The 23,230-nt window shown below is 59.9% G+C and carries 25 protein-coding genes; 14 read left to right on the forward strand and 11 right to left on the reverse strand.

The annotated features are described in order from the left end of the window. Positions 1 to 119: 119 nt before the first annotated feature. On the reverse strand, positions 120 to 446 hold the full coding sequence (locus tag BM132_RS17830; protein WP_092393063.1) for a DUF2025 family protein: 327 nt from the start codon (positions 444 to 446) through the stop codon (positions 120 to 122). Positions 447 to 690: 244 nt separating this feature from the next. Between BM132_RS17830 and BM132_RS17835 the strand changes: the two genes are divergently transcribed. Beyond that, positions 691 to 1,818: a glycerophosphodiester phosphodiesterase gene (locus BM132_RS17835; RefSeq protein WP_092457366.1), complete on the forward strand. Its 1,128-nt coding sequence runs from the start codon at positions 691 to 693 to the stop codon at positions 1,816 to 1,818. 222 nt (positions 1,819 to 2,040) lie between these two features. Beyond that, positions 2,041 to 2,352 carry a PepSY domain-containing protein gene (locus tag BM132_RS17840; protein WP_092457369.1) on the forward strand — a complete coding sequence of 104 codons (312 nt, stop codon included), beginning with the start codon at positions 2,041 to 2,043 and terminating at the stop codon, positions 2,350 to 2,352. A gap of 76 nt (positions 2,353 to 2,428) precedes the next feature. Here the strand turns inward: BM132_RS17840 and BM132_RS17845 are convergent, their stop codons facing one another. Then, complete coding sequence (locus tag BM132_RS17845) at positions 2,429 to 4,054, reverse strand: methyl-accepting chemotaxis protein (protein ID WP_092457372.1); 1,626 nt, start codon at positions 4,052 to 4,054, stop codon at positions 2,429 to 2,431. A 317-nt stretch (positions 4,055 to 4,371) separates the two neighbouring features. Between BM132_RS17845 and BM132_RS28500 the strand changes: the two genes are divergently transcribed. The 3 genes from BM132_RS28500 to BM132_RS17855 all read left to right on the forward strand — a co-directional run bounded on the left by BM132_RS28500 (position 4,372) and on the right by BM132_RS17855 (position 6,082). Next, a complete protein-coding gene (locus BM132_RS28500) occupies positions 4,372 to 4,515 on the forward strand; it encodes a hypothetical protein (protein WP_172833788.1) in 144 nt (47 codons plus the stop codon). 74 nt (positions 4,516 to 4,589) lie between these two features. Beyond that, positions 4,590 to 4,799, forward strand: coding sequence for an immunoglobulin domain-containing protein (locus BM132_RS17850; RefSeq protein ID WP_092457375.1), 210 nt, complete (start codon positions 4,590 to 4,592; stop codon positions 4,797 to 4,799). 83 nt (positions 4,800 to 4,882) lie between these two features. After that, complete coding sequence (locus tag BM132_RS17855) at positions 4,883 to 6,082, forward strand: MFS transporter (RefSeq protein WP_092457378.1); 1,200 nt, start codon at positions 4,883 to 4,885, stop codon at positions 6,080 to 6,082. Here BM132_RS17855 and arfB read toward each other — a convergent pair. Together arfB and BM132_RS17865 are read right to left on the reverse strand one after the other, a co-directional pair. Then, positions 6,079 to 6,492 carry an alternative ribosome rescue aminoacyl-tRNA hydrolase ArfB gene (arfB, locus tag BM132_RS17860; RefSeq protein WP_047226974.1) on the reverse strand — a complete coding sequence of 138 codons (414 nt, stop codon included), beginning with the start codon at positions 6,490 to 6,492 and terminating at the stop codon, positions 6,079 to 6,081. The two genes, BM132_RS17855 and arfB, sit on opposite strands and share 4 nt — an antisense overlap. A 299-nt stretch (positions 6,493 to 6,791) precedes the next feature. Continuing rightward, positions 6,792 to 8,213 (reverse strand): amino acid permease, encoded by a 1,422-nt coding sequence (locus BM132_RS17865; protein ID WP_092457381.1) that lies wholly within the window; start codon positions 8,211 to 8,213, stop codon positions 6,792 to 6,794. A 647-nt stretch (positions 8,214 to 8,860) separates the two neighbouring features. On the opposite strand from BM132_RS17865, the gene BM132_RS28505 reads away from it, so the two are divergent. Together BM132_RS28505 and BM132_RS17870 are read left to right on the forward strand one after the other, a co-directional pair. Beyond that, positions 8,861 to 8,998, forward strand: a complete 138-nt coding sequence (locus tag BM132_RS28505; RefSeq protein WP_003178782.1) for a hypothetical protein — start codon at positions 8,861 to 8,863, stop codon at positions 8,996 to 8,998. Between the two features lie 89 nt (positions 8,999 to 9,087). Beyond that, complete coding sequence (locus BM132_RS17870) at positions 9,088 to 10,053, forward strand: M29 family metallopeptidase (protein WP_092457384.1); 966 nt, start codon at positions 9,088 to 9,090, stop codon at positions 10,051 to 10,053. Positions 10,054 to 10,325: 272 nt separating this feature from the next. Here the strand turns inward: BM132_RS17870 and rluB are convergent, their stop codons facing one another. The 6 genes from rluB to BM132_RS17900 form a co-directional block, all read right to left on the reverse strand. Next, the gene (gene rluB / locus BM132_RS17875; protein WP_092457387.1) at positions 10,326 to 11,561 is read right to left on the reverse strand and encodes a 23S rRNA pseudouridine(2605) synthase RluB; all 1,236 of its coding nucleotides are present in this window, start codon (positions 11,559 to 11,561) and stop codon (positions 10,326 to 10,328) included. Positions 11,562 to 11,703: 142 nt separating this feature from the next. Next, entirely contained in the window at positions 11,704 to 11,895 is a 192-nt protein-coding gene (locus tag BM132_RS17880) for a DUF1289 domain-containing protein (protein WP_047226978.1), read from the reverse strand. Positions 11,896 to 12,033: 138 nt separating this feature from the next. Then, positions 12,034 to 12,993 (reverse strand): SMC-Scp complex subunit ScpB, encoded by a 960-nt coding sequence (gene scpB, locus BM132_RS17885; protein ID WP_092457390.1) that lies wholly within the window; start codon positions 12,991 to 12,993, stop codon positions 12,034 to 12,036. 11 nt (positions 12,994 to 13,004) lie between these two features. Next, positions 13,005 to 13,703 (reverse strand): segregation and condensation protein A, encoded by a 699-nt coding sequence (locus BM132_RS17890; RefSeq protein WP_160893268.1) that lies wholly within the window; start codon positions 13,701 to 13,703, stop codon positions 13,005 to 13,007. A 132-nt stretch (positions 13,704 to 13,835) separates the two neighbouring features. Beyond that, the gene (locus BM132_RS17895; RefSeq protein WP_047226981.1) at positions 13,836 to 14,465 is read right to left on the reverse strand and encodes an L-threonylcarbamoyladenylate synthase; all 630 of its coding nucleotides are present in this window, start codon (positions 14,463 to 14,465) and stop codon (positions 13,836 to 13,838) included. A 13-nt stretch (positions 14,466 to 14,478) separates the two neighbouring features. Beyond that, a complete protein-coding gene (locus tag BM132_RS17900) occupies positions 14,479 to 15,342 on the reverse strand; it encodes a PHP domain-containing protein (protein ID WP_092457392.1) in 864 nt (287 codons plus the stop codon). An 87-nt stretch (positions 15,343 to 15,429) separates the two neighbouring features. On the opposite strand from BM132_RS17900, the gene BM132_RS17905 reads away from it, so the two are divergent. From BM132_RS17905 to BM132_RS17930, 6 genes are all read left to right on the forward strand, one after another. Beyond that, entirely contained in the window at positions 15,430 to 16,026 is a 597-nt protein-coding gene (locus tag BM132_RS17905) for a septation protein A (RefSeq protein WP_076383722.1), read from the forward strand. A 1-nt stretch (position 16,027) separates the two neighbouring features. Continuing rightward, a complete protein-coding gene (locus BM132_RS17910) occupies positions 16,028 to 16,327 on the forward strand; it encodes a YciI family protein (RefSeq protein WP_092393095.1) in 300 nt (99 codons plus the stop codon). Between the two features lie 107 nt (positions 16,328 to 16,434). Beyond that, positions 16,435 to 16,845, forward strand: coding sequence for an SH3 domain-containing protein (locus BM132_RS17915; RefSeq protein ID WP_092457395.1), 411 nt, complete (start codon positions 16,435 to 16,437; stop codon positions 16,843 to 16,845). 7 nt (positions 16,846 to 16,852) lie between these two features. After that, complete coding sequence (locus BM132_RS17920; protein WP_092457398.1) at positions 16,853 to 17,530, forward strand: response regulator transcription factor; 678 nt, start codon at positions 16,853 to 16,855, stop codon at positions 17,528 to 17,530. Positions 17,531 to 17,857: 327 nt separating this feature from the next. Continuing rightward, the gene (locus BM132_RS17925; RefSeq protein ID WP_047226986.1) at positions 17,858 to 18,304 is read left to right on the forward strand and encodes a Spy/CpxP family protein refolding chaperone; all 447 of its coding nucleotides are present in this window, start codon (positions 17,858 to 17,860) and stop codon (positions 18,302 to 18,304) included. 66 nt (positions 18,305 to 18,370) lie between these two features. Further along, on the forward strand, positions 18,371 to 19,711 hold the full coding sequence (locus tag BM132_RS17930; RefSeq protein ID WP_092457400.1) for a sensor histidine kinase: 1,341 nt from the start codon (positions 18,371 to 18,373) through the stop codon (positions 19,709 to 19,711). 194 nt (positions 19,712 to 19,905) lie between these two features. Here BM132_RS17930 and BM132_RS17935 read toward each other — a convergent pair whose 3' ends face one another. Then, entirely contained in the window at positions 19,906 to 21,510 is a 1,605-nt protein-coding gene (locus tag BM132_RS17935; protein ID WP_092457403.1) for a hypothetical protein, read from the reverse strand. A 277-nt stretch (positions 21,511 to 21,787) separates the two neighbouring features. Here BM132_RS17935 and BM132_RS17940 point away from each other — a divergent pair, with 277 nt between their 5' ends. Then, positions 21,788 to 23,215: a di-heme oxidoreductase family protein gene (locus tag BM132_RS17940; RefSeq protein ID WP_092457406.1), complete on the forward strand. Its 1,428-nt coding sequence runs from the start codon at positions 21,788 to 21,790 to the stop codon at positions 23,213 to 23,215. The last annotated feature ends 15 nt before the right edge of the window (positions 23,216 to 23,230 follow it).

Here is a 23,230-nt window from a genome sequence, read left to right on the forward strand (position 1 = left end):
GAGCGAGCCTGCTCGCGAAAGCGCCGGATCAGCTTGCATCCATGCTGAATCTGCCGACGTCATCGCGGGCAAGCCTTGCTCCCACAGAGGGTTCCTATCCATTCATGATCGGCGTGGCTTCAGCCTTCCACCAATTGCCGCACCGCGACGATTTCGGGCAAATCACGGCGGGCCATGTAAACCCGCAACGGTTCGGTGAGGTTGATCCGGTCGTCGATGTTCTGGTCCAGCAGCAACTGTATGCGCTCGCGATTCAGGGTCATGGTGCCGTCCGCTACGGGCGTCCAGACAAATTCGGATGCCGCAATGATGCCGTCGTCGGCCACGTCCATGCCAAAGGCATCTTCGCTGAAGCGCACGATGTACTGGCCGGTTTTGCGGTTCAGGCCGACGAAACCCTTGAGCTGGTCGGCGGCCTGGCAGATGAATGTCGAAGTGGTGCGCATGGTAAACCTCATGGATGCGTCCCGCAGGACGTCTGATCGATGGTTTACACGCAGGGCAAGTGAACGCTGTCTTCAGGTTTCCCTCTGCCGGGGAAACTGGTGCGGCCAAGCGTACTGCAAAGCGGCCTGAAAAAGCGTGGGAAAAATCTGCTTTGCGCATTTTTATGTCGGTATAGCGATAGCGCCAGGAACGTTCAGTTGTTAAAAGATAGGTCTTTGCGAAACCTACGAAAGGATCTCGAGCATGCCTGTCACCTTCACCCGTAGCGCCCTGATGCTGAGCCTGCTACTTGGCTTCGGCCAGACCCAGGCCGGCGAAGTCCCGTCCCCCAAGGCCCTCGCGGCCCTGCAAGGTATTCCTCACCCGGCGGTGATCGCCCACCGCGGCGCCTCGTTTGACGCGCCGGAGACCACCGCCGCGGCCTACAAACTGGCCCGCGACCTGGGCGCCGATTACCTGGAGCTGGACCTGCAACGCAGCAAGGACGGCGTCCTGTTCGTGCTGCACGACGACAGCCTGCTGCGCACCACGGATGTCGCGACCAAATTCCCCGAGCGCAAGGACAGCACCGCCAACGAATTCACCATGGCGGAACTCAAAACCCTGGATGCCGGCAGTTGGTTCAACGCCGCCTACCCGGACCGCGCTCGCCCGTCATACGCGGGTCTGAGAATTCTGACCCTTGATGAGGTCATCGACATCGCCGAAGGCAACCCGCTGCACAAACCGGGGCTGTACATCGAGACCAAGGAGCCGAAGCTGTTCCCCGGCATCGAACGCGATCTGAAGGATAAATTGCAGGACCGCGGCTGGTTGAGCCCGGCGGGTTCCAAGCTCGCCAAACGTGCCACCGGTGTAGGCCAGGGCAAGGGCAAAGTGGTCTTGCAAACCTTCGAAAAGAGCAGCCTCGAACTGCTGCAAAAAGAAATGCCGAACGTGCCGAAGGTGCTGCTGTTGTGGGTGGGCGATGGCTACATCGAGCCCAAATCGAAGGTGACGTTTGCCGAATCCGGCGAAACGGACAAGGCGGCCTATTACGCCAAGCAGGCCCCCAAGGACAAGGCCGAGTTTGAGCAATGGGTTCGTTTTGCCAAGGCACAAGGCGCCATCGGCACCGGACCGTCCGCCGCGTTGGCTCAGGGTGGCAGCCAAAGTTATTCAGACCTGGTGCAGCCGTGGATGAACCAGTACACCCATGACAAGGGTCTGCTGGTGCACGTCTACACGGTGGATGAAGCGGTGGACTTCAAGAACGTAATGGATGCCGGCGTGGACGGTATCTTCACCAACCGCGCCAGTGAACTGCTCAAGTACTTAAAGCGTCCCGAGGCTGGCAGCGTGGCACGGTTGCTGGAGAATAACGGGTACTGAACCCAGACAACGCTATAACGAAACTTGCCACGGTAGTCTGTAGGGGGAATCTGAATTCAAGGGAACTCATTCCCTCTTCGCAGTCTATGCTTTCACAAGCCTTACTTCTGCAGTCCCGGAGCCTTTCGAAAGTTTTTTTCAAATTAAGGGTGAATTAAGTTGCCACAGTTAATCTGAACTCACTTAAACGACACACCCCTTACCACACCAAGGAAAAAACCCATGAAAACTTTAACTGCCCTGTTCACCGCCGCAGCCCTGACCCTCACCGCAGGCCTGGCCCAGGCTGACATGTCCAAAAGCCAGATCGATCAGTTGGTCAAGGACGGCAAGATCAAACCCCTGGAATCGCTTGATGAAATCGTTATGAAGCTGCACCCAGGCGCCACGATCACAGACCGTGACGTGGATAATCACTTCAATAAAGACGACTATGAATATGAAGTCGAATTGCGTGACGCCCAGGGCCAGGAGTGGGATGTCGACCTTAATGCAAAGACTGGCGAAGTGCTGAAAAATGATAAAGACGATTGATCAAGTATAAAAAAGCCGCGCAACTTTAGTGTTGCGCGGTTTTTTTACGTCTTCGAACAACTGATACTCACAGTGATCAGGCACTCAACCGCGCCGTCACTTCATTCAACTGCCCCGACAAACCGTGCAGGTTTCGACTCGCGGCTTCGGTGCGCTGCACATTGTCCAGGTTAGTGCTGGCGATGCAGGTGATTTCGGTCAGGTTGCGCGAGATGTCTTCAGCCACCGAGGTCTGCTCTTCTGCGGCAGTGGCGATCTGACGGTTCATGTCGCGAATCGCTTCCACGGCCTGGGTAATGCGCTCGAGCATCGCACCGGCCTGAGTTACCTGCTCCACGCTTTCCTCACTGCGCGACTGGCCGCTCTCGATGGCCTGGGCCGCGTCCACCGCACCGGTTTGCACGGTCTGAATAATCTGGTTGATCTCGATGATGGACGAGGCAGTGCGCTGGGCCAGACTGCGCACTTCATCGGCAACCACCGCGAAACCGCGCCCGGCCTCGCCAGCCCGGGCCGCTTCGATGGCAGCGTTGAGGGCCAACAGATTGGTCTGCTCGGCGATACCGCGGATCACTTCCAGAACCTTGCCAATGCGCCCGCTATCGGTTTCCAACTGGCGGATGACCGTGGCGGTGTTGGCGATTTCACCGCGCATGCGGGTAATGGTGTGAATGGTTCCTTGCATGACCTTCTCGCCCTGCTGCGCCGATTGATCAGCATCGTCGGCCGCTCGCGCCGCGTCGGCGGCATGGCGGGCGACTTCCTGGGCGGTGGCGGACATTTCGTTCATCGCCGTCGCCACCTGATCGGTGCGTTCGAATTGCTCGCTGGTGCCTTGGCTCATCAGGCTGGCGATGGCATTAAGCTCGCCGCTGGCACTGTCCAGTTCGGTGGCACTGCGTTGCAGACGCGAGAAGGTTTCGGCGAGAAAATCGCGCAGGGTATTGGCGGCCAGCGCCAGGTCACCCAACTCGTCCTGCCGGTTGCTGACCACGCGCTCGGCGAAGCGGCCGCGACTCAGTTGGGTCACGTACTCGATCAGGTTGCGGATCGGCTGCACCAGGTTGCGATTGACCAGCCACAAGCTGAACAAGCCGATCAGCAGGCCGGAAATCAGCATGACCACGGTGCCCAGCATAATCGTGTGATCGGCGCCGGCACTGATTTGCGTCGATTGTTCACTGGCAAGCTTGCGTAATTCCACCACCAGCGCACTCATTTGCTCACTGGCCGCGCGGTCCACACCCTTGACCGCCGCATCACCCGCTGCGGCATCGCCACCCGCCCTCACAAATGCATCACGGCCCTTCTGGTAGGCCACACCCAATTGCTTATGTTCGTCTCGCAGCCCCTCAATCCGGGTCTTGATGGGCGTCGCAACCCCTTCGAGGCCGATCAACTGGCCAAGAATGCCCTGCACATCGTGCTGGCGATCTTCGAACTGCTTCCAGTATTTAGCCATGTCCGCCGGCTGCTTGCCGCGCAGCAGCACGTTCTTCCATTCCTGGACCTGCACCTTGAATTGCAGGTTGGCCTCATCGATCAACTGCGAAGCACGCAACGGGCCATCGATCAGGTTGCGATAATTCTGCACGCCATTGGAAAGGAAATGGAAAGACGCCAGGGCAATCAGCAGCATCGCCAGCAGGCTGCCACTGAGCAAAGCGAGAATCTGCGCTCTCAGGGATTTTTGTAGAAACATGGAGGGAAATCTCTTGAAAAGAAGAAAGAGCCAGGCTCACGAACGACACGTCCCGACCTCCATGTTCATGGTTTGCAGTGTCGCAACCGAATCCGGGGGTATGTACTTAGCCATCGACCCGCCGAGGGTATTCTTGAGCCTTCGCGACGACCGGTAGCGGTCGTTTGACGATTGGACATGTCCTGTCCAGACAAGCCCTTTTGTCGCCGCAACGGAACTTAAAAGTCTTTTTGTCATTTCTTCTGCGGTATCCTGCCCACGCTTTGTAAAAGCGCGGATCTACCAGATCTACCCACAGACTTTGCGAGGAGCGCGATATGCACGAGATTCCTAATCTCCCCTTCCCTAGCCTGCACGAAACTGAGCAGACGACCACGCTACAAGCCGGGGGGCAACCAGACGCCCAGCAACCCGAGCCTAAAGAAGCCACTGAACGCCGCCAGGCCGACAGCGAAGACTGATTTACCCGCACGACCAGACCGTGTGGAAAGCGCTAAGATGCGCTTTCCACACTGCCTGAATCCTGAGCCCCCCCATGACCGATGCCCCCACCTTCAGCGAAGCCCAAGCCAGCGTTCTGATCGGCACCGCCGAAAAGATGGTGGATATCTGGACGCGCCTATCCCCAGAGAAACAAGCCGCGCTGCTGGCACGTTTCGGCACTGAAGAAAACGCCCTCGCCGCGCTGGTCACCACGCAACTGGTGGCCGGGCACGACGACAACTCAGCGCCATCCGGCAAATAGTTTTACTTTTCCACGCTTCACGGCCGCAGGCACCGCTATCATAAGCAGCCTATCTATCCTGCTGCTCCGTGGACCCTCTACCCATGCCAGATACCCAGCGCCCCTTGGCGGTCACGCTGCAAGTCGTTTCCATCGTTCTGTTCACTTTCATTGGCTACTTGAATATCGGTATTCCCCTTGCCGTGTTGCCCGGGTTCGTCCACGGCGAACTGGGTTTCGGCGCGGTGATCGCCGGGCTGGTGATCAGCGTCCAGTACCTGGCCACCCTCCTCAGCCGTCCGTATGCCGGACGCATCATCGACAACCTGGGGAGCAAGCGCGCGGTCATGTTCGGCCTCGCCGGTTGCGGGCTGAGCGGGGTGTTCATGCTGGCCTCAGCCTTGACGTCAACCCTGCCGACGCTGAGCCTGATCAGCCTGCTGATTGGCCGCCTGGTGCTGGGCAGTGCGGAAAGCCTGGTCGGCTCGGGGTCGATCGGCTGGGGCATCGGTCGGGTCGGTGCGGCGAATACCGCCAAGGTGATTTCCTGGAACGGTATCGCCAGCTACGGCGCGCTGGCGATCGGTGCACCGCTGGGCGTGTGGCTGGTGAAGTCCCTGGGGCTGTGGAGCATGGGCGTCAGCATTGTCTTGCTGGCGCTGCTGGGGCTGGCGCTGGCCTGGCCGAAAACGGCGGCGCCGATTGTCACGGGCGAACGGCTGCCGTTCATGCATGTGCTGGGGCGCGTCCTGCCCCACGGCTGCGGCCTGGCACTGGGCTCCATCGGTTTTGGCACCATCGCCACATTCATCACCCTGTATTACGCCACGCAGCAGTGGGACAACGCGGTGCTGTGCCTGAGCCTGTTCGGCGCCAGTTTCATCGGCGCGCGCTTGCTGTTCGGTAATTTGATCAACCGCCTGGGCGGCTTCCGGGTGGCGATTGCCTGCCTGTCGGTGGAAACCCTGGGTTTGTTGTTACTGTGGCTGGCGCCTGATGCGCACTGGGCCTTGGCCGGCGCGGCATTGAGCGGCTTCGGTTTTTCCCTGGTGTTCCCGGCGCTGGGGGTGGAAGCGGTGAACCTAGTCCCCGCCTCCAGCCGTGGCGCGGCGGTGGGCGCCTATTCGTTGTTCATTGACTTGTCCCTGGGGATTACCGGGCCGTTGGCCGGTGCGATTGCCGCCGGTTTCGGTTTTGCTTCGATCTTTTTGTTCGCCGCGCTGGCGGCATTGGGCGGGTTGTTGCTGAGTCTCTACCTGTACCGTCAAGCGCCGAAGTCTCGCCAGGAGCGGGAGAAAAACTAGAAATCCACCTTGCCGCGCCCGGCTTTGATCGAACCGCGCTTGGTCTTGGATTCCAGGCGACGTTTTTTCGAGCCCAGGGTCGGTTTGGTCGGACGGCGCTTCTTTTCGACCTTGGTGGCGTTGAGGATCAGTTCGGTCAGGCGTTCCAGGGCATCGGCCCGGTTCTGTTCCTGAGTGCGATATTGCTGGGCCTTGATGATCAACACGCCGTCGCTGGTGATGCGACTGTCGCGCAGCGCCAGCAGCCGCTCCTTGTAGAAGTCGGGCAAGGACGAGGCCGCAATGTCGAAGCGCAAATGCACGGCGCTGGAGACCTTATTGACATTCTGGCCCCCGGCGCCCTGGGCGCGGATGGCCGTCAGCTCGATCTCGGCGTCCGGGATGTGCACAGTGTTGGAAATTGCCAGCATGAAAAAAGAGGTCCGGTATCAGGACCCACAGGATACCGCGAATCCTCAAGACAGCGACCACCCCTTGTGGGAGCGAGCCTGCTCGCGATGGCGGTCTGGTAGGTGAAACCTATGCCGGATGTGACGGCCTCTTCGCGAGCAAGCCCGCTCCCACGAGATTCCGCAGTGAACACACATTCTGCGACCACTGAAGATCCAGTGTGGGAGCGGGCTTGCTCGCGAAGAGGCCATCACAGGCGATATCTGTATTGACTGTGCCGCCGCCATCGCGAGCAGGCTCGCTCCCACAGGTTTCGTGCTTACTTGGCAACAGTCGCCACGCCCAATTCTTGCCGGGCACTGCGCTTGTTCTTGATCACGTAGCACACCCACATGAACACCACCCATACCGGAATCGCGTAGACCGATATCTGGATGCCGGGAATCAGCAGCATCACGCCAAGAATGAACACCACGAACGCCAGGCAGACGTAGTTGCCGTACGGATACCACAGCGCCTTGAACAGCGGCGTCTGGCGGGTCTGGTTCATGTGCTGACGGAACTTGAAGTGCGAATAGCTGATCATCGCCCAGTTGATCACCAGGGTCGCGACCACCAGCGACATCAGCAACTCCAGCGCATGCTGCGGGATCAGGTAGTTCAGCAGCACCGCCACCAGCGTGACCGCAGCCGAAGCCAGGATCGAACGCACCGGCACGCCACGCTTGTCGATCTTGGCCAGGGCCTTGGGCGCATCGCCCTGTTCGGCCATGCCCAGCAACATGCGGCTGTTGCAGTAAGTACCGCTGTTGTACACGGACAAAGCGGCGGTCAGCACCACGAAGTTGAGGATGTGCGCGGCCGTATTACTGCCCAACATCGAGAACACTTGAACGAACGGGCTGCCGCTGTAGGCATCACCGGAGGCATTGAGCGTACTCAGCAGGCTGTCCCATGGGGTCAGGGACAACAGCACCACCAGGGCACCGATGTAGAAAATCAGGATCCGGTAGATCACCTGATTGATGGCCTTGGGGATCACGGTTTTCGGCTTGTCGGCCTCGGCCGCGGTGAAGCCAAGCATTTCCAGGCCACCGAAGGAGAACATGATGATCGCCATCGCCATCACCAGACCGCTCACGCCGTTGGGGAAAAATCCGCCGTGAGCCCACAGATTGGTCACCGAAGCTTGCGGACCACCATTGCCGCTGACCAGCAGATAGCTACCCAGGGCAATCATGCCGACAATTGCCACGACCTTGATGATCGCGAACCAGAACTCAGCCTCACCAAACACTTTGACGTTGGCCAGGTTGATGACGTTGATCAGGACGAAAAATGCTGCCGCCGAAGCCCAGGTAGGAATGTCCGGCGCCCAGTAGTGGATGTACTTGCCGACCGCGGTCAGTTCCGACATGCCCACCAGGATGTAGAGAATCCAGCAGTTCCAGCCCGACAGGAAACCGGCGAAACCGCCCCAATACTTGTGGGCAAAGTGACTGAAGGAGCCGGCCACCGGCTCTTCGACAATCATCTCACCCAACTGGCGCATGATCATGAAGGCGATGAAGCCGCAAATGGCGTAACCGAGGATCATCGAAGGGCCGGCTGACTTCAGCACGCCCGCCGAGCCGAGGAACAGGCCTGTACCGATCGCGCCGCCGAGGGCGATCAGTTGAATGTGTCGATTTTTCAGGCCGCGTTTCAGCTCGCCTGAATGCGTATTTTCTACAACGGTCATGCGTCACCTGTTTGTTTTTATCTGTGACGAAATCGAACCCGACACGCTTGTGACGTGGCGGAGTGAACAAGGCGGATAACCTTGAAAGTGCGTGGGTACGCGAAGGGTCACAGTAAAACGCGGCGCATTGTACACCGCTGCCCCACTGCGACCAGACCCCCGCGCACCCCGTCCTTCAGGTCTGCCGCGCATCTGACCCGTCCCGCTGTTTTGAAACAAGCGCTGCGAGGTGTCGGAAAACCCTTCGAACCGACCTCTTCGGCAGCTTTTTCTTACAGCGCAGCCAAACACCGGTACCAACCCGTTCGATAGGCAAAAATCGTCAGCATTTCTTTACGAACCGTAACGCAAGCTTTCCACGTAGGAATTTTCTGAAAGCTGACTGCAAATTGACGGTAGCTAGCTACCTAAGCAAAAAACCACACAGCCAACTGTTTTTGAATGAGTAATTTTCTCGAAAAAAATAGAACAAAAAGTTCAAACGAAAAAAATAATTTATTTTTTTGCATTCCAAAAAACCCTCGACTAGGTTTTCAGCGACTTGCCAAGGCGTCGTACCGGCAGGTTTTGCACAGTCGCTTCCGGTCAGTTCTCAATCGCGGAATCGACTTCGCAACTTTCCGTAAAAGTCATCTAGGAGATTCACTATGCAAGCACTGGACAAAGACTTGGAAACCGAACTGCAACTGGACGAATGGTTTGAAGCACCGACCCATGAAGCCGCCGTTGAAATGATGCAAGCCGACGCCGTTGTTCCGTTCGGCACGGCGATGTGGCCTCTGTAAGCGCTACCGGCGGAGGTGATCCGGCCGGTCGGCTCCGCCACTTTGCAGACACTCAGGGAAGCCAACACCACTGTCAGGGAAGAATAAGCATGGACACACAACGAGCCATCTCACATTTCCTTTACTACCTCGAACACCATCCTGCCCTGGCCGGCATCCAGCCCGCCAAGGTGTTGCTCGGCTATACCGCCGACTACGAAGCACTGACCGGAGCCATTGCCGAACAGGCCGGGAGCGGCTCGCCCTTCCGGTTCAGCGCCATGCGCCTGGACCTTGAATCCACAGAGCGACTGTCCAAGGCCATTGCCGACAGCGATCTGTACATTTTCTTCTACGACTCTTCCACCCTGCCCAATCCACGCCCCGACGGCCCGGACTTTGTTCGCGCGCTGCAAGGCGTGATGGCAGACAACTGGAAGAAATCACTGCTGTTCAAGGACTACGGCGATTATTTCTACGACACCTTCAGCGTGATTCCTCAGCGCATCGCCGGGCTCAACAGCCACCTGATCCGGCGCATGTCCCAGGCGACGACCTTGAGCTTTCAGGATGACCTGGGTTCGTATTTCGACACCGACCTCAACAGCGTCAAGAAATGGACCGACATCAACGGCCTCGGCAACTATGACCTGGCCCCCGGCGAAATCGCCACCCACAGCGACACCATCAATGGTCAGGTGAAGTTCGTCGGTACGTTCCTGAGCACCATCCCGTTCGCCCGCAAGTACGGTGTGCTGCAATCGCCGCTGGAGTTGTGGATCGAAGACTCCACTATCCAGAAAATCGCCACCGACGTGCCGGGGCTGGAGCACGACTTCAACAAATACCTGGACGCCAACCCCTCCAACCGGCGCATCGAGGAACTGGGCATCGGCACCAACGAAGGGGTCAAGAGCCTCTATGCCCGCAATGCCGGTTTCGAAGAACGCCATTGCGGCCTGCACCTGGGCCTGGGTGGCGGGGCCAAGGGCAGCCATCACCTGGATCTGATTTTTGAGAGCGGTGTGTTGGCGCTGGATAATGAGCGGATGTTTGATGGGCGGTTTGTGCTTTAGGGCAGCTTCAAGCGGCCAGCTTTGAGCTGCAAGAAAGAGCGGCAGCCTCTGGAGGGTGGTGGGGCTGCCGGCCTCTTCGCGAGCAGGCTCGCTCCCACAGTTGATCTTCGGTGAATAGAAAATTTGTGGGCAACACCGTCCTATTGTGGGAGCGAGCCTGCTCGCGATGGCGGACTCACCGACACCGCCTCAATAAAACCAGACAAAAAAAAACGGCAACCCAGTGGTTGCCGTTTTTTCTTGCAGCTTGCCGCTAGAAACTCAAAGCTGCCTCACTCCGGCTTACGACGCCCAAACCCCGGACGCTGTCCGGAACCGGCCGGAGCACCACGGCGTTTACCCGATGGCGTATCGCGGTCGACCAGGACGATGCCCGGGCGTTTTTTCGGTGCGGGCTTGGCCGGGCGCTTGGTGTCGGCCGGGCGATCCGCTACCGGCGTACCACGACCGGCCGGAGCACCGCGACCTTCGCCGCGCTCAGTCCGACCGTTGGCCGGACGTGGTGCGCGCGGGCCGCGTTCGCCGTCCTGACGTGGCGCAGGCTTGCGGGCCGGACGTTCGCCTTCGATCTGCGGCTCACGGGACGGACGCGGACCCGCAGCCGGGCCATCGGCGGCCGGACGCAGCGTGCGCACGCGCTCGGTCTTGCCCATCGGACGCGAGGATTTACGCTGCATGCGCTCCAACTTGTCCTTGCTCTTGGCGGTCATCTGCGGCATCGCCACCGGCTTGAGGCCGACTTCGGCGGCCAGGATGTCGACTTCATACTGGCTCATTTCGCGCCAGCGGCCCATCGGCAGGTCGGAGTTGAGGAATACCGGACCGAAACGCACGCGCTTCAGACGGCTTACCACCAGCCCCTGGGATTCCCACAGGCGTCGCACTTCACGGTTACGACCTTCCATCACCACGCAGTGGTACCAGTGGTTGAAGCCTTCGCCGCCCGGTGCCTGCTTGATGTCGGTGAAACGCGCCGGGCCGTCTTCCAGCACGACGCCAGCCTTCAAGCGCTCGATCATTTCGTCATCGACTTCGCCACGTACACGCACGGCGTATTCGCGGTCCATTTCGTAGGACGGGTGCATCAGGCGGTTGGCCAGCTCACCGTCAGTGGTGAACATCAGCAAACCGGTGGTGTTGATGTCCAGGCGACCAATGTTGATCCAGCGGCCTTCTTTGGGCCGCGGCATCTTGTCGAACACAGTCGGACGGCCTTCCGGGTCGTCACGGGTGCAGATCTCGCCGTCGGGTTTGTTGTACATGATCACGCGGCGCACCGTTTCGGCGGCCTCTTCGCGCTTGATCACCTTGCCATCGATGGTGATGGCGTCGTGCATGTCGACACGCAGGCCCAAGGTGGCATCTTTGCCGTTGACCTTGATCCGGCCCTGGGTGATCCAGGTTTCCACGTCGCGGCGCGAGCCAACGCCGATACGGGCGAGGACTTTCTGCAGTTTCTCGCCTGCTGGGCCGATTTCCTGGCTGTCGTTCTGGTCTTGGTCTTTCATTCTGGGCACCTCCCGGTGTGGTCGGGTCAGGCGTGGCCTGACACGTTGAAAACAGGTCTATGACGAAGGGATCGTCAAAGGGTCGCGAATCATACGCTCGTTAAGGCGTTTGCGCATCAGAGACTAGCCGATCGACGAACCTTCAGCGCTTTTTCCGCCGACCGGTGGCACCCAGTTTGATCAGGCGCAGGGCCGCTTCGGCCAACACCGTGCGCTTGTCATCCTTGTCGAGTTTCTTCCAGGCCTTGATCTCGCGCTTGCTGCGGCCACAACCGATGCAGATGTCGTCGTCGAACTTGCAGAGGCTGATGCAGGGGTCTTTGGTGGAGCTCATGGTGCACCGCATGACTTAATGTGGGAGCGAGCCTGCTCGCGATAGCGATTTCATAGTCAACAATGATGTTGGCTGACAGGCCGCTATCGCGAGCAGGCTCGCTCCCACAAGGGAATGCGGTGTGTCAGACGGTCCGGATCAATCCTCAAATTGGCGTCGTTCATTTTCAATCGCTTCGGCCAGGGCGCGGGCCTCGGCTTCTTCGTCGCTCAATTCAGGTGCGGGTTCGCGTGGTTCGAGAGCGGCGACGGCGGCCAGCAGTTTTTCTCGGGCCGCGGCGACGCCAAGAATGTCTTCTTCTGGTTCGGGGTCAGGTTCGGCCTGAAGTTCAACTTCGCTGCCCGGTTGCGCGTGCTCATCCGTTTCGCCGTCAAGATCCGTTGCCTCACGCAGCAGATCGTCGAAATCGGTCTTGAGTCCCTCCTCCATGGTGTCCAGTTCCAGCAACAACGAATGGAAACTGGTTTCTTCCTTGGGCTCTTCCGGCTCGGCACTGGCGTCAGCCAGTTCCTGCAAGCTTTGGGGCACCGGGGCGTCGTCGAACTCCAGCATCGGCTCCGGTTCCAGCTCCCGCAGTTCGGCCAGCGGCGGCAGGTCGTCCAGGTTCTTGAGGTTGAAGTGATCGAGAAAAGCCTTGGTGGTGGCAAACATCGCCGGTTTACCCGGTACGTCGCGATAACCGACGACCCGGATCCACTCGCGCTCAAGCAGCGTCTTGACGATGTGGCTGTTGACCGCCACGCCCCGCACATCTTCGATTTCACCCCGGGTGATCGGTTGGCGATAAGCGATTAATGCCATGGTTTCGAGCATGGCCCGGGAATAGCGCTGAGGCCGCTCTTCCCACAGACGCCCGACCCAGGGCGAAAACTTCTCGCGGATCTGCAGACGGTAGCCGGAAGCCACTTCCTTGAGTTCGAACGCTCGCCCCTCGCAGGACTTACCCAGCAGCGTCAGGGCTTTCTTGAACACGGCCGGCTCGGGCCGTTCGCCTTCTTCGAAAAGTTCGAACAAGCGCTCCATCGATTGCGGTTTTCCCGAGGCCAACAGGAAAGCTTCAAGCAACGGTGCCAGCTCGCGGGGTTCAGTCAGATTCATTGATTTGCTCGTTATTCGGCTCGTGCCCGCACGTGGATCGCTGCGAACGGCTCATTCTGCACCAGCTCGACCAAGGATTCCTTGACCAATTCCAGGACTGCCATAAACGTCACCACCACTCCCAGGCGCCCTTCCTCGGCGGTGAACAGCTCGACGAAGGGCACAAAACCGCCGCCTTTGAGCCGTTCCAGCACATCGCTCATGCGCTCGCGGGTGGACAGTGCTTCACGGCTGACCTGGTGACTTTCAAACATGTCGCCCCGACGCAGCACTTCGGCCATGGACATCAGCAACTCTTCGAGGCTGACATCCGGGAGCAATTTGCGCGCTCGCGCCTCGGGCGCATCGAGCTTGGGTACCACCACATCGCGCCCGACCCGGCTCAAGCCGTCGATGCCTTCGGCCGCCACTTTGAAGCGTTCGTATTCCTGCAGGCGGCGGATCAGTTCGGCGCGCGGATCGTCTTCTTCCTCCTCGATCTCTGCCGAGCGCGGCAGCAGCATTCGCGACTTGATCTCGGCGAGCATGGCCGCCATCACCAGGTATTCGGCCGCCAGTTCCAGGCGCACCGACTGCATCAACTCGACGTAGCCCATGTACTGGCGGGTGATTTCGGCCACGGGGATGTCGAGGATGTTGATGTTCTGTTTACGGATCAGGTACAGCAGCAGGTCCAGCGGGCCTTCGAAGGCTTCAAGAAACACCTCCAGCGCATCCGGCGGAATGTACAGGTCCAGGGGCATCTCCATGACCGCCTGGCCATAGACCATGGCGAACGGCAGCTCTTGCTGAGCGCCGGCCTGGCTGTCGGCACTCTCAACGGCGGTTTCCACTGCGGACACTCAGGCCTCGACCAGGAACGGGGCTGGATCGCCGCAACCGATACGCACCACTTGCGGCTCGCCATCGGCCAGATTGATCACCGTGGATGCCTTCATTCCGCCGAAACCGCCGTCGATGATCAGGTCGACCTGATGCTCGAGCAATTGACGCATCTCGTAAGGGTCATTCATCGGCTCCGTCTCGCCGGGCATGATCAAGGTCACGCTCATCAGCGGTTCACCCAGCTCGGCCAGCAACGCCAGGGCAATGGGGTGGCTGGGCACCCGCAGGCCGATGGTGCGTTTTTTCGGGTGCAGCAACAGTCGCGGGACTTCCCGGGTAGCGTTGAGAATAAAGGTGTACGGCCCTGGGAGGTGGGCTTTGAGCAGGCGAAAAGTGCCGGTGTCGATCTTGGCGAACAGGCCCAACTGCGACAGATCGCTGCAGATCAGCGCAAAGTTGTGCTTGTCATCCAGTTGACGCAGGCGTCTTACCCGCTCTACAGCGTTCTTGTCGCCGATCTGACAGCCGATGGCGTAGGAAGAATCGGTGGGATAGACCACCACACCACCGCCTCGAATGATTTCCACCGCCTGTTTGATCAGGCGCGCTTGCGGGTTTTCCGGATGAATCTGGAAAAATTGACTCACATGTTCTACCTGTTCAGACGGTGGCGGTAACGGGATCATGTTTGAATCTACACCATAGTGGTGGCAGATCTTCCGGCAACGGGCGATATTCGCCTATCTCGGACCAGCCTCCAGGGCCATGAAAATCACTGCCGGCGGTCACCAGCAGGCCGAACTCACGGGCCAGAATCGCCAGGCTGCCGACCTGCTCGGCCGGCTGATGGCCATTGACCACCTCGATGGCGTGGCCCCCTGCTTGAATATAGTCGGCCACCAGGCGACGGCGCTTGCTGCGGGTGAAATCATAGTGCCACGGATGCGCCAGGCTGACCCAGGCTCCGGCGGCTCGCAGGGTCTGGACAGTCTCTTCCAGCGTCGGCCAGTGTTGCTTGACGTCCCCCAGCTTGCCGGCCCCCAGCCATTTGCGAAACGCTTCGGCGCGGTCCTTGACGAAACCTTCGCGCACCATCCAGTCCGCAAAGTGCGGGCGGGCCGGGGCGTTGCCGCTGTCGCCCAGCTCCTGCTGGATTTGCCGGGCGCCCTCAAGCGCACCGGGCATGCCCTTGAGAGCAAGCTTGCGGCTGATCTCTTCGGCACGCAGCCAGCGGCCGTCGTGCAGTTGCGCAATGGCCTGGACCAGTGACGGCGCATTTACATCAAAACCGTAACCCAGTACATGAATGGTCGCCCCGCCCCAGGTGCAGGACAACTCAACCCCGTTGACCAGTTGCATGCCCAGCGCCGTCGCCGCGCCACGGGCCTCGTCGAGGCCTTCGAGGGTGTCGTGATCGGTCAGGGCCAGGACTCGCACGCCGTGCTCGAACGCTCGCGCCACCAGAACCGCAGGCGCGAGGGCGCCATCGGAGGCCGTGCTATGGCAGTGCAAATCAACATTCACGAGAGTTTGTTACCTCAAATCAGCTGGCCCTATCGCGGCCAAGGATGTTTGTTATTATGCCGCCACATCCTGCTTCTGGCTGCCACTGTGAAACAATTCATCGACTTCATCCCGCTTCTGCTGTTTTTCATCGTCTACAAACTTGACCCAAGGACCGTCGACATTGCCGGTCACTCCTTGACTGTAGGCGGTATCTACAGCGCCACCGCGATGCTGATCATCAGTTCGCTGGTGGTCTATGGCGCACTGTTCGTGGCCCAACGCAAGCTGGAGAAAAGCCAGTGGCTGACCCTGATCGCCTGCCTCGTCTTCGGCAGCCTGACCCTGGCCTTCCACAGCGAAACCTTCCTTAAGTGGAAAGCCCCGGTGGTCAACTGGCTGTTCGCCCTGGCGTTCATCGGCAGTCACTTCGTCGGCGATCGCCTGCTGATCAAGCGCATCATGGGCCACGCCTTGAACCTGCCGGACGTCATCTGGACCCGGCTTAACATCGCCTGGATCGGTTTTTTCCTGTTCTGCGGCGCCGCCAACCTGTTCGTCGCGTTCACCTTCCAGAGCTACTGGGTCGACTTCAAGGTCTTCGGCAGCCTGGGCATGACGCTGTTGTTCCTGATCGCCCAGGGCATCTACCTGTCCCGTCATCTGCACGATGCCGACACCACCACGCCAAAAACCGAGGACTGACATGCTCTACGCAATCATTGCCACCGACGTCGCCAATTCCCTGGAAAAACGCCTGGCCGCTCGCCCTGAACACCTTGAGCGCCTGCAACAGCTCAAGGCCCAAGGCCGCGTCGTACTGGCGGGCCCGCACCCGGCGGTGGACAGCAACGACCCCGGCGCGGCGGGTTTCTCCGGCAGCCTGATCGTCGCCGAGTTCGATTCCCTGGCCGCAGCCCAAGCCTGGGCCGAAGCCGATCCGTTCGTTGCCGCCGGTGTCTACGCCAATGTCGTGGTCAAGCCGTTCAAGCAAGTCCTGCCTTAACATCCCGATGCGTGATGAGCCTTCACGGCTCATTGCGCTCAATCGCTCATTGTTCTCGTTTACCTGCCGACAACCTGTCTAATCTCGATTGGAATTCAGGAGTTGCAATGCGCAAAGGTCCGCTGTGCCTGTTAGGGGTCATGTTGGTGATCGGGGCTCCCGCCCATGGGGAAGAAAGCATCGACGGCAGTCATTCGACGCCCTTGTCCCTGAGCGCAGGCAGTCAGATCACCGAACTGCAGCAACGCTTGAAAAACAGCGAACGCATGCGCGAGGAACTGACCCAGCAACTGCAAAACGCCAACAGCGAACGCGAGAGCGCGCTGGTGAGTCGATTGCGCCAGGAGAACCAGCGTCTGAAGCTGCAACTCAAGGAAGCCCAGGCCAGCCCCCTGCCACGCCTGCTGACCGATCAGCAGCAGTGGTTCGTCATTGGTGCCGGGGTAGCGCTATTGGCCCTGCTCTGCGGTATCTTTGCCAGCGGTGGACGTAGACAACGTCGGCAATGGCTAAATTGAGTGAGTCATGAGCGAGCTGTTACTGATTGATGATGACCAGGAGCTGTGTGAGCTCCTCGGCAGTTGGCTGGGCCAGGAAGGTTTTCTGGTCCGGGCCTGCCACGATGGCAATAGCGCCCGCAAGGCTTTGGCCGAAACCGCCCCGGCGGCGGTGGTGCTGGATGTGATGCTGCCCGACGGCAGCGGCCTGGAACTGCTCAAGCAGTTGCGCAACGATCATCCGGAGCTGCCGGTGCTGATGCTCTCGGCCCGTGGCGAACCACTGGATCGCATCCTGGGCCTGGAACTGGGGGCCGACGATTACCTGGCAAAACCCTGCGATCCACGGGAACTGACCGCCCGCCTGCGCGCGGTCTTGCGCCGCAGCCATCCGACGGCGGTGTCCAGCCAGATCGAACTGGGCGACCTGACGTTCAGCCCGGTGCGTGGCGTAGTCAGCATCGATGAGCAGGAACAGACCCTCACTGTTTCCGAAAGCCGCCTGCTCGAAGCGCTGCTCAAGCAACCGGGCGAGCCACTGGACAAGCAGGAACTGGCGCAGATCGCCCTGGGCCGCAAGCTGACCCTGTACGACCGCAGCCTCGATATGCACGTCAGCAACCTGCGCAAGAAAATCGGCCCTCACGCCGACGGTCGCCCGCGCATCGTGGCGTTGCGTAGCCGTGGTTATTACTACAGCCTCTGAACGCTGCAACGATTCCTTGCATGAACCGGGTAAATGATCCCTTTGTGGCGAGGGGATTTATCCCCGCTGGGGTGCGAAGCGCCCCCCAGATGTGTCTGCCACCACGGAGCATCAGATAAAACCAAGAGGGCCGCTGCGCGGCCCAGCGGGGATAAATCCCCTCGCCACAAATAATCTCCTCGCCGCAGTTTTTGCGTCCACTGTTTTGTAAGCTCGTCACCAAACCGTCTTTACTCAAGCTTTACGCCCCCCTGACCGCCGCTGACCTTGATCTCCGTAATCTGCACACATCCGGAACTGACCGGGAACGAGACAAGGAGATACACCATGCGCAAGACCCTTATCGCTCTGATGTTCGCTGCGGCCCTGCCTACTGTCGCGATGGCCATGCCGGAAGGCGCCGGCCCGATGGGCCCCATGGGGCCGATGGACGGCCCGCGTCACGGCGGCCAGATGCACGACAAAGGTCCGTACAGCCAATTGGACCTGAGCCGTGAACAGCGCCAGCAAATCCGTAAGATCATGGGCGAACAGCGCCACGAGCGCCGCGAACTGGTAGAAAAGTACCTGGCCAAACTGTCACCTGCCGATCAGAAAGCCATGAAAGATGAAATGGCGGCCCGGCACGAAAAAGTCGACGCCCAGATCCGTGGGTTGTTGAAGCCAGAGCAGCAAAAAGAGTTTGACGCCATTCAGAAGAAGCAAGCCGAGCGTCGGGCCGAGTGGGCCGAGTTCAAGGCCTGGAAAGCGCAACAGCCGCAAAAGGCGCAATAATGCCCTGAAGCACCCCAGCCCAACGGCCAATCGCCGTTGGGCTTTCTTTGTTTTCGAGGATTTATCGTGCGTTCACTGTTTTGGCGCATCCTGGCCAGTTTCTGGCTGGCCATCGCCCTGGTTGCAGGGCTTTCGATTCTGCTGGGCCACATGCTGAACCAGGACGCCTGGATCCTCAGCCGCCATCCGGGCCTCAACACCCTGGCCGAAGAATGGACGCAAACCTTCGAAAGCCAGGGCGAAGACGCCGCCGAGCAAATCCTGCAACAGCGCAAGCATCAGTATCACATCAACGTCCAGGTGCTTAATGAGAGCGGTGCCCCGGTGGTACGCGGCACTTTCCCGCGTCGGGCGCAGGCCTTCGAGGCGCGACAGAACAACAACGACCGACGCCTGCCCTGGCGGCGCTTGACCGACGAATTCACCAGCGCCAAAACCGGCGACACTTACCTGTTCATCTACCGCATACCCCACCCCGAACTGGATGCCTGGCACCGCGGCAGTCTGCTCTGGCCCCTCAGCGCGTTGGGTATCGCCTTGGTGGTGCTGACGTTGTTCAGCCTGTTGGTGACCCTATCCATTACCCGGCCGTTGAGCCGCCTGCGCGGGGCAGTGCATGATTTGGGGCAGACCACCTACCAGCAAAACAGCCTCGCCAAGCTGGCCAATCGCCGGGACGAGTTTGGTGTGTTGGCCACCGATTTCAATCGCATGGGCGCGCGCCTGCAAAGCCTGATCGCCAGCCAGCGCCAATTACTGCGCGATGTGTCCCACGAATTGCGCTCGCCCCTGGCCCGACTGCGCATCGCCCTGGCGCTGGCAGAACGGGCCAGCCCCCAGGAGCGGGAAAAACTCTGGCCGCGCCTGACCCGCGAATGTGATCGCCTGGAGGCGCTGATCAGCGAAATCCTCGTGTTGGCCCGGGTCGATGCCGACAACGCCAGCGCTGAAGAAGTGGACCTCAACGATCTGCTGATGACCCTGCAAAAAGATGCGCAGCTAGCTTCACCAGAACAAAGCATGCAATTGGACGCAGAGCCGAACCTGACCCTCAAGGGCTGGCCGACCATGATCGAACGAGCGGTGGATAACCTGCTGCGCAACGCCCAGCGTTTCAATCCAACCGATCAACCGATCGAAGTCCGCGCGCTGCGCCAAGGGGAGCGGATCCTAGTCAGCGTGCGTGATCACGGGCCGGGGGTGGAGGCCGAACACCTGGGTCAGTTGAGCGAGCCGTTCTACCGCGCCCCCGGCCAGACCGCCGCCGGTCATGGCCTGGGCCTGGCCATCGCCCGCCGCGCCGCCGAGCGTCACGGCGGTGCGCTGGTGCTGGCCAATCACCCCGAAGGCGGGTTCATTGCGAGTCTGGAACTGCCGTTGGTGCCGGGGGCGGTGGTGCAACCCTAAAATCAAACATTAAGTTGTTACAAGGGAGTGCCCGCCGCGCCCTCGACGCTGCGCTGTCGCGCATTGAACTTGGCGCTGTGGCAAGGGGATTTATCCCCGTTGGGCAGCGAAGCGGGAGCAAGCTCCCTTGCCACAGGACCCAGACCTGAAATGAGCGGCGTCGCCAGCCTCGTTGCATCAATGCCAAGGGTTGGTCATACCTCTTTGATCATCCATCCCCTTGCATAGTCGCTGTCCTGGGACAGTAGCTCTCGGACTCCTGTTTTGGGGTTGATTGTATACACAGTCCTTTCTCCGGGGCCTTGGTCCGAAGTCCATGCACGCAGGTCACCCAAACCTGGGTCGCCGTCATGGATGGTTCGAATCGCTCCCCAAGTCACCTGATCAGGGATAGCCCCCCCGGCGGTCCACGCAGCCGCCGAGCAATTCCAATACGTTTGCCACTCATTGTCTTTACCTAAGTCAAACAGCAGCCAAACCTTGGAAGTAATGACTTGGTAAGACACGCTTTTACCCATTTGATCTGAAACGGTTATCGTAGCGGTCCCTGAGTGCTTCGATACAACCCGTGGTTCTGATGATGAAAAAAGCTCTGCCACCTCCGGATCGCTGGAAGTATAGATATAGGGAGGCACACCTCCCGACGGTATCCGCTCTACGAACGCCCCTACTGGTGGACGATCAGGAAACTTGTCGGCTCTAAACATTAACTGGTCGAGAATGGCGTCGCTGGTATCGATGCTGAGGGGTTCAGGCATCACGGTCAGGGTGCGTACGTTCGAATATACGTTCGTAGGGTGGTAGAGCGACTTTGCATACAGGCGGCGAGCACCGACCGGGACGGTAATTTCTTTGGTCCATAGGCCGGTCGTTGCATCGGCAAGCGCTTTGCCCTTAGGGACGGCACTGGCCCCACTGCCATCGTAGATCTCGACCTCCTTGCCATTACTTGCCTGACCCGACAGCGCCAAGGTAGTGCTGGTTGTTTCGCCTTTGTCGTCAATCTCCTCCCCGGCGGAATCTTTTACATTGGTGAGAGTAGGAGCAATCAGCATGCGGTCCAAATGGATATCCAAGTACTCGATCAACGACCGGTTGGAGTTGCTCAACTGGTCAGTCACCGTGAACTGGAGCGCTGTATAGGGGTTGTCCCCCGCCTGTCTGAATGTTTCGGTAAACAGGGTGTGCGTCACCGGTCTGGCAGCATCAAATCCGTCAACTGGAACGCTCACATTGCCCACTGAAAATCTGATGCTGTCGTAATCTCGCGGATTGGAATAGGTAAAACCAAACTCCACACCCTGCGCCGCCCGCTCGGCGCTGACCCCATCGCGGAGCACATCCGGCGGGATCACCAGATCCAGGCCCTGAGGCGCCGGCTCACCCGGTGCCCGCAAGTGGTACAGCACATTCAAATCATTGGAAGTACCGGGATTTTCGCTGAGACGGGTTATTGTGTAATGCAGCCTGTTGACCCCTTCTCTCAGTTTTCCCTGGGGAAGGTCCAGGAGAAAGTACTCCTTGTTTTCTTCTCCCGGCTGGACGGTAAAGCCTGCCCCCGAGAGCTCGCCATTGACATACAAGTCAACTCGATCAAGGACCGCCATTGTCCAGGAGCCGGTCTTGAGCTCGGTCCATGCATAGATCACGCATTGCAACCCCTCGGGCCGGCCGTCATAAATGCTTTGTGGGATGCCACCGTTCGCAAGGCCTTCCGGAAGCACCGGCGTCTTCCACCCCGGGATATAAACAGGGTATAGGTCGAACGGATGGTTCAAGATAGACGATTCGATATCCATCATACTTTCCTGCGAGTGAGCGTAGCGTGGCTTTTCGGCGTTGGGCCATCAAACTCCAACCAAGGAAAATCGGCTACTGTCAGGATTGACAGGTCAGAGCAGATTGCCGACGAACGGAGGGAGGGAACGACTGGACGCTGGCGCCAAGCCTTAGAAAAGCAGGTTGGTAATCTGGATTAAAGTGACGCTCAAAAACCAAACGATAATCCCTCTTATTCAAACCGCCCCGCCCTGTTAGACTTTGCGCCCTCGTTTCACTTGTCCTCCAGGAAGTCCGATGCCGTCGTTGCCTCTTCGCTTATGCGCTCTGTTCATGGCCTTGGGCCTGAGTGCCTGCGATGACGCCCCGCGTTTTACCCAGGCCGAACCCGGCGAAGCCCGGTCCGGTGGCGCCGCGACGGTGCGCAAGAGTGATCAGAACGCCTTTTCCCTGCCCTCGGCCAACCTGCCACCTTCGCGGCGCGTGGACTTCGCCGTGGGCAACAGTTTTTTCCGCAGCCCCTGGGTGATCGCGCCCTCGACCACTACCGCCCGGGACGGTCTGGGGCCATTGTTCAATACCAACGCTTGCCAGAACTGTCACGTCAAGGACGGTCGCGGCCATCCGCCGGCACCGGACGCGGCCAGCGCGGTGTCGATGCTGGTGCGCCTGTCGATTCCCGATGCTCCGGCCTACGCCAAGGTCATCGAACAACTGGGGGTGGTGCCGGAGCCGACCTATGGCGGGCAATTGCAGGACATGTCCGTGCCCGGCGTTGTCCCCGAAGGCAAGGTGCGGGTCGATTACACGCCGGTCCCGGTGCGCTTCGACGACGGCACCGTTGTAGAACTGCGCAAGCCGCAACTGCAGATCACCCAACTGGGCTACGGCCCGATGCACCCCGACACGCGCTTTTCGGCCCGCGTCGCACCGCCGATGATCGGCCTGGGGCTGCTTGAAGCCATTCCCGATGAAGCGCTCCTGGCCAACGCCCAAGCCCAGGCACGGGAAAACAACGGCATCCTCGGCCGGCCGAACCAGGTCTGGGACGATGTCCAGCAAAAGACCGTATTGGGGCGTTTCGGCTGGAAGGCCGGCCAGCCGAACCTCAATCAGCAGAACGTCCACGCCTTTTCCGGTGACATGGGGCTTACGACAAGCCTGCGCCCCTTCGATGACTGCACCGATGCTCAGGTCGACTGCAAGCGCGCGCCGAACGGCAACGGCGCCGATGGCGAGCCGGAAGTCAGCGACAACATTCTGCGGCTGGTGCTGTTCTACAGCCGCAACGTCGCCGTACCGGCCCGGCGCGAGGTGAACTCGCCCCAGGTGCTGGCCGGCAAGAATCTGTTTTTCCAGGCCGGCTGCCAGTCCTGCCACACCCCGAAGTACACCACGGCCGCCAACGCTGCCGAACCGGAACTGGCGAACCAGGTCATTCGCCCCTACACCGACCTGCTGTTGCACGACATGGGTGAGGGCCTGGCCGACAACCGCAGCGAATTCAAGGCCAGCGGCCGTGACTGGCGGACCCCACCGCTGTGGGGCATCGGCCTGACCGAAGCCGTCGGTGGTCACACCCAGTTCTTGCACGACGGTCGCGCACGCAACCTGCTCGAAGCCGTGCTATGGCATGGCGGCGAAGCGCAAGCGGCGCAACGACAGGTTCTAGCGTTCAATGCCGAGCAACGCGCGGCGTTGCTGGCGTTCCTGAATTCCCTTTAATCGCATTCTCCGAAA

The organism is Pseudomonas sp. NFACC45, assembly GCF_900113505.1.
GTDB lineage: Bacteria > Pseudomonadota > Gammaproteobacteria > Pseudomonadales > Pseudomonadaceae > Aquipseudomonas > Aquipseudomonas tehranensis.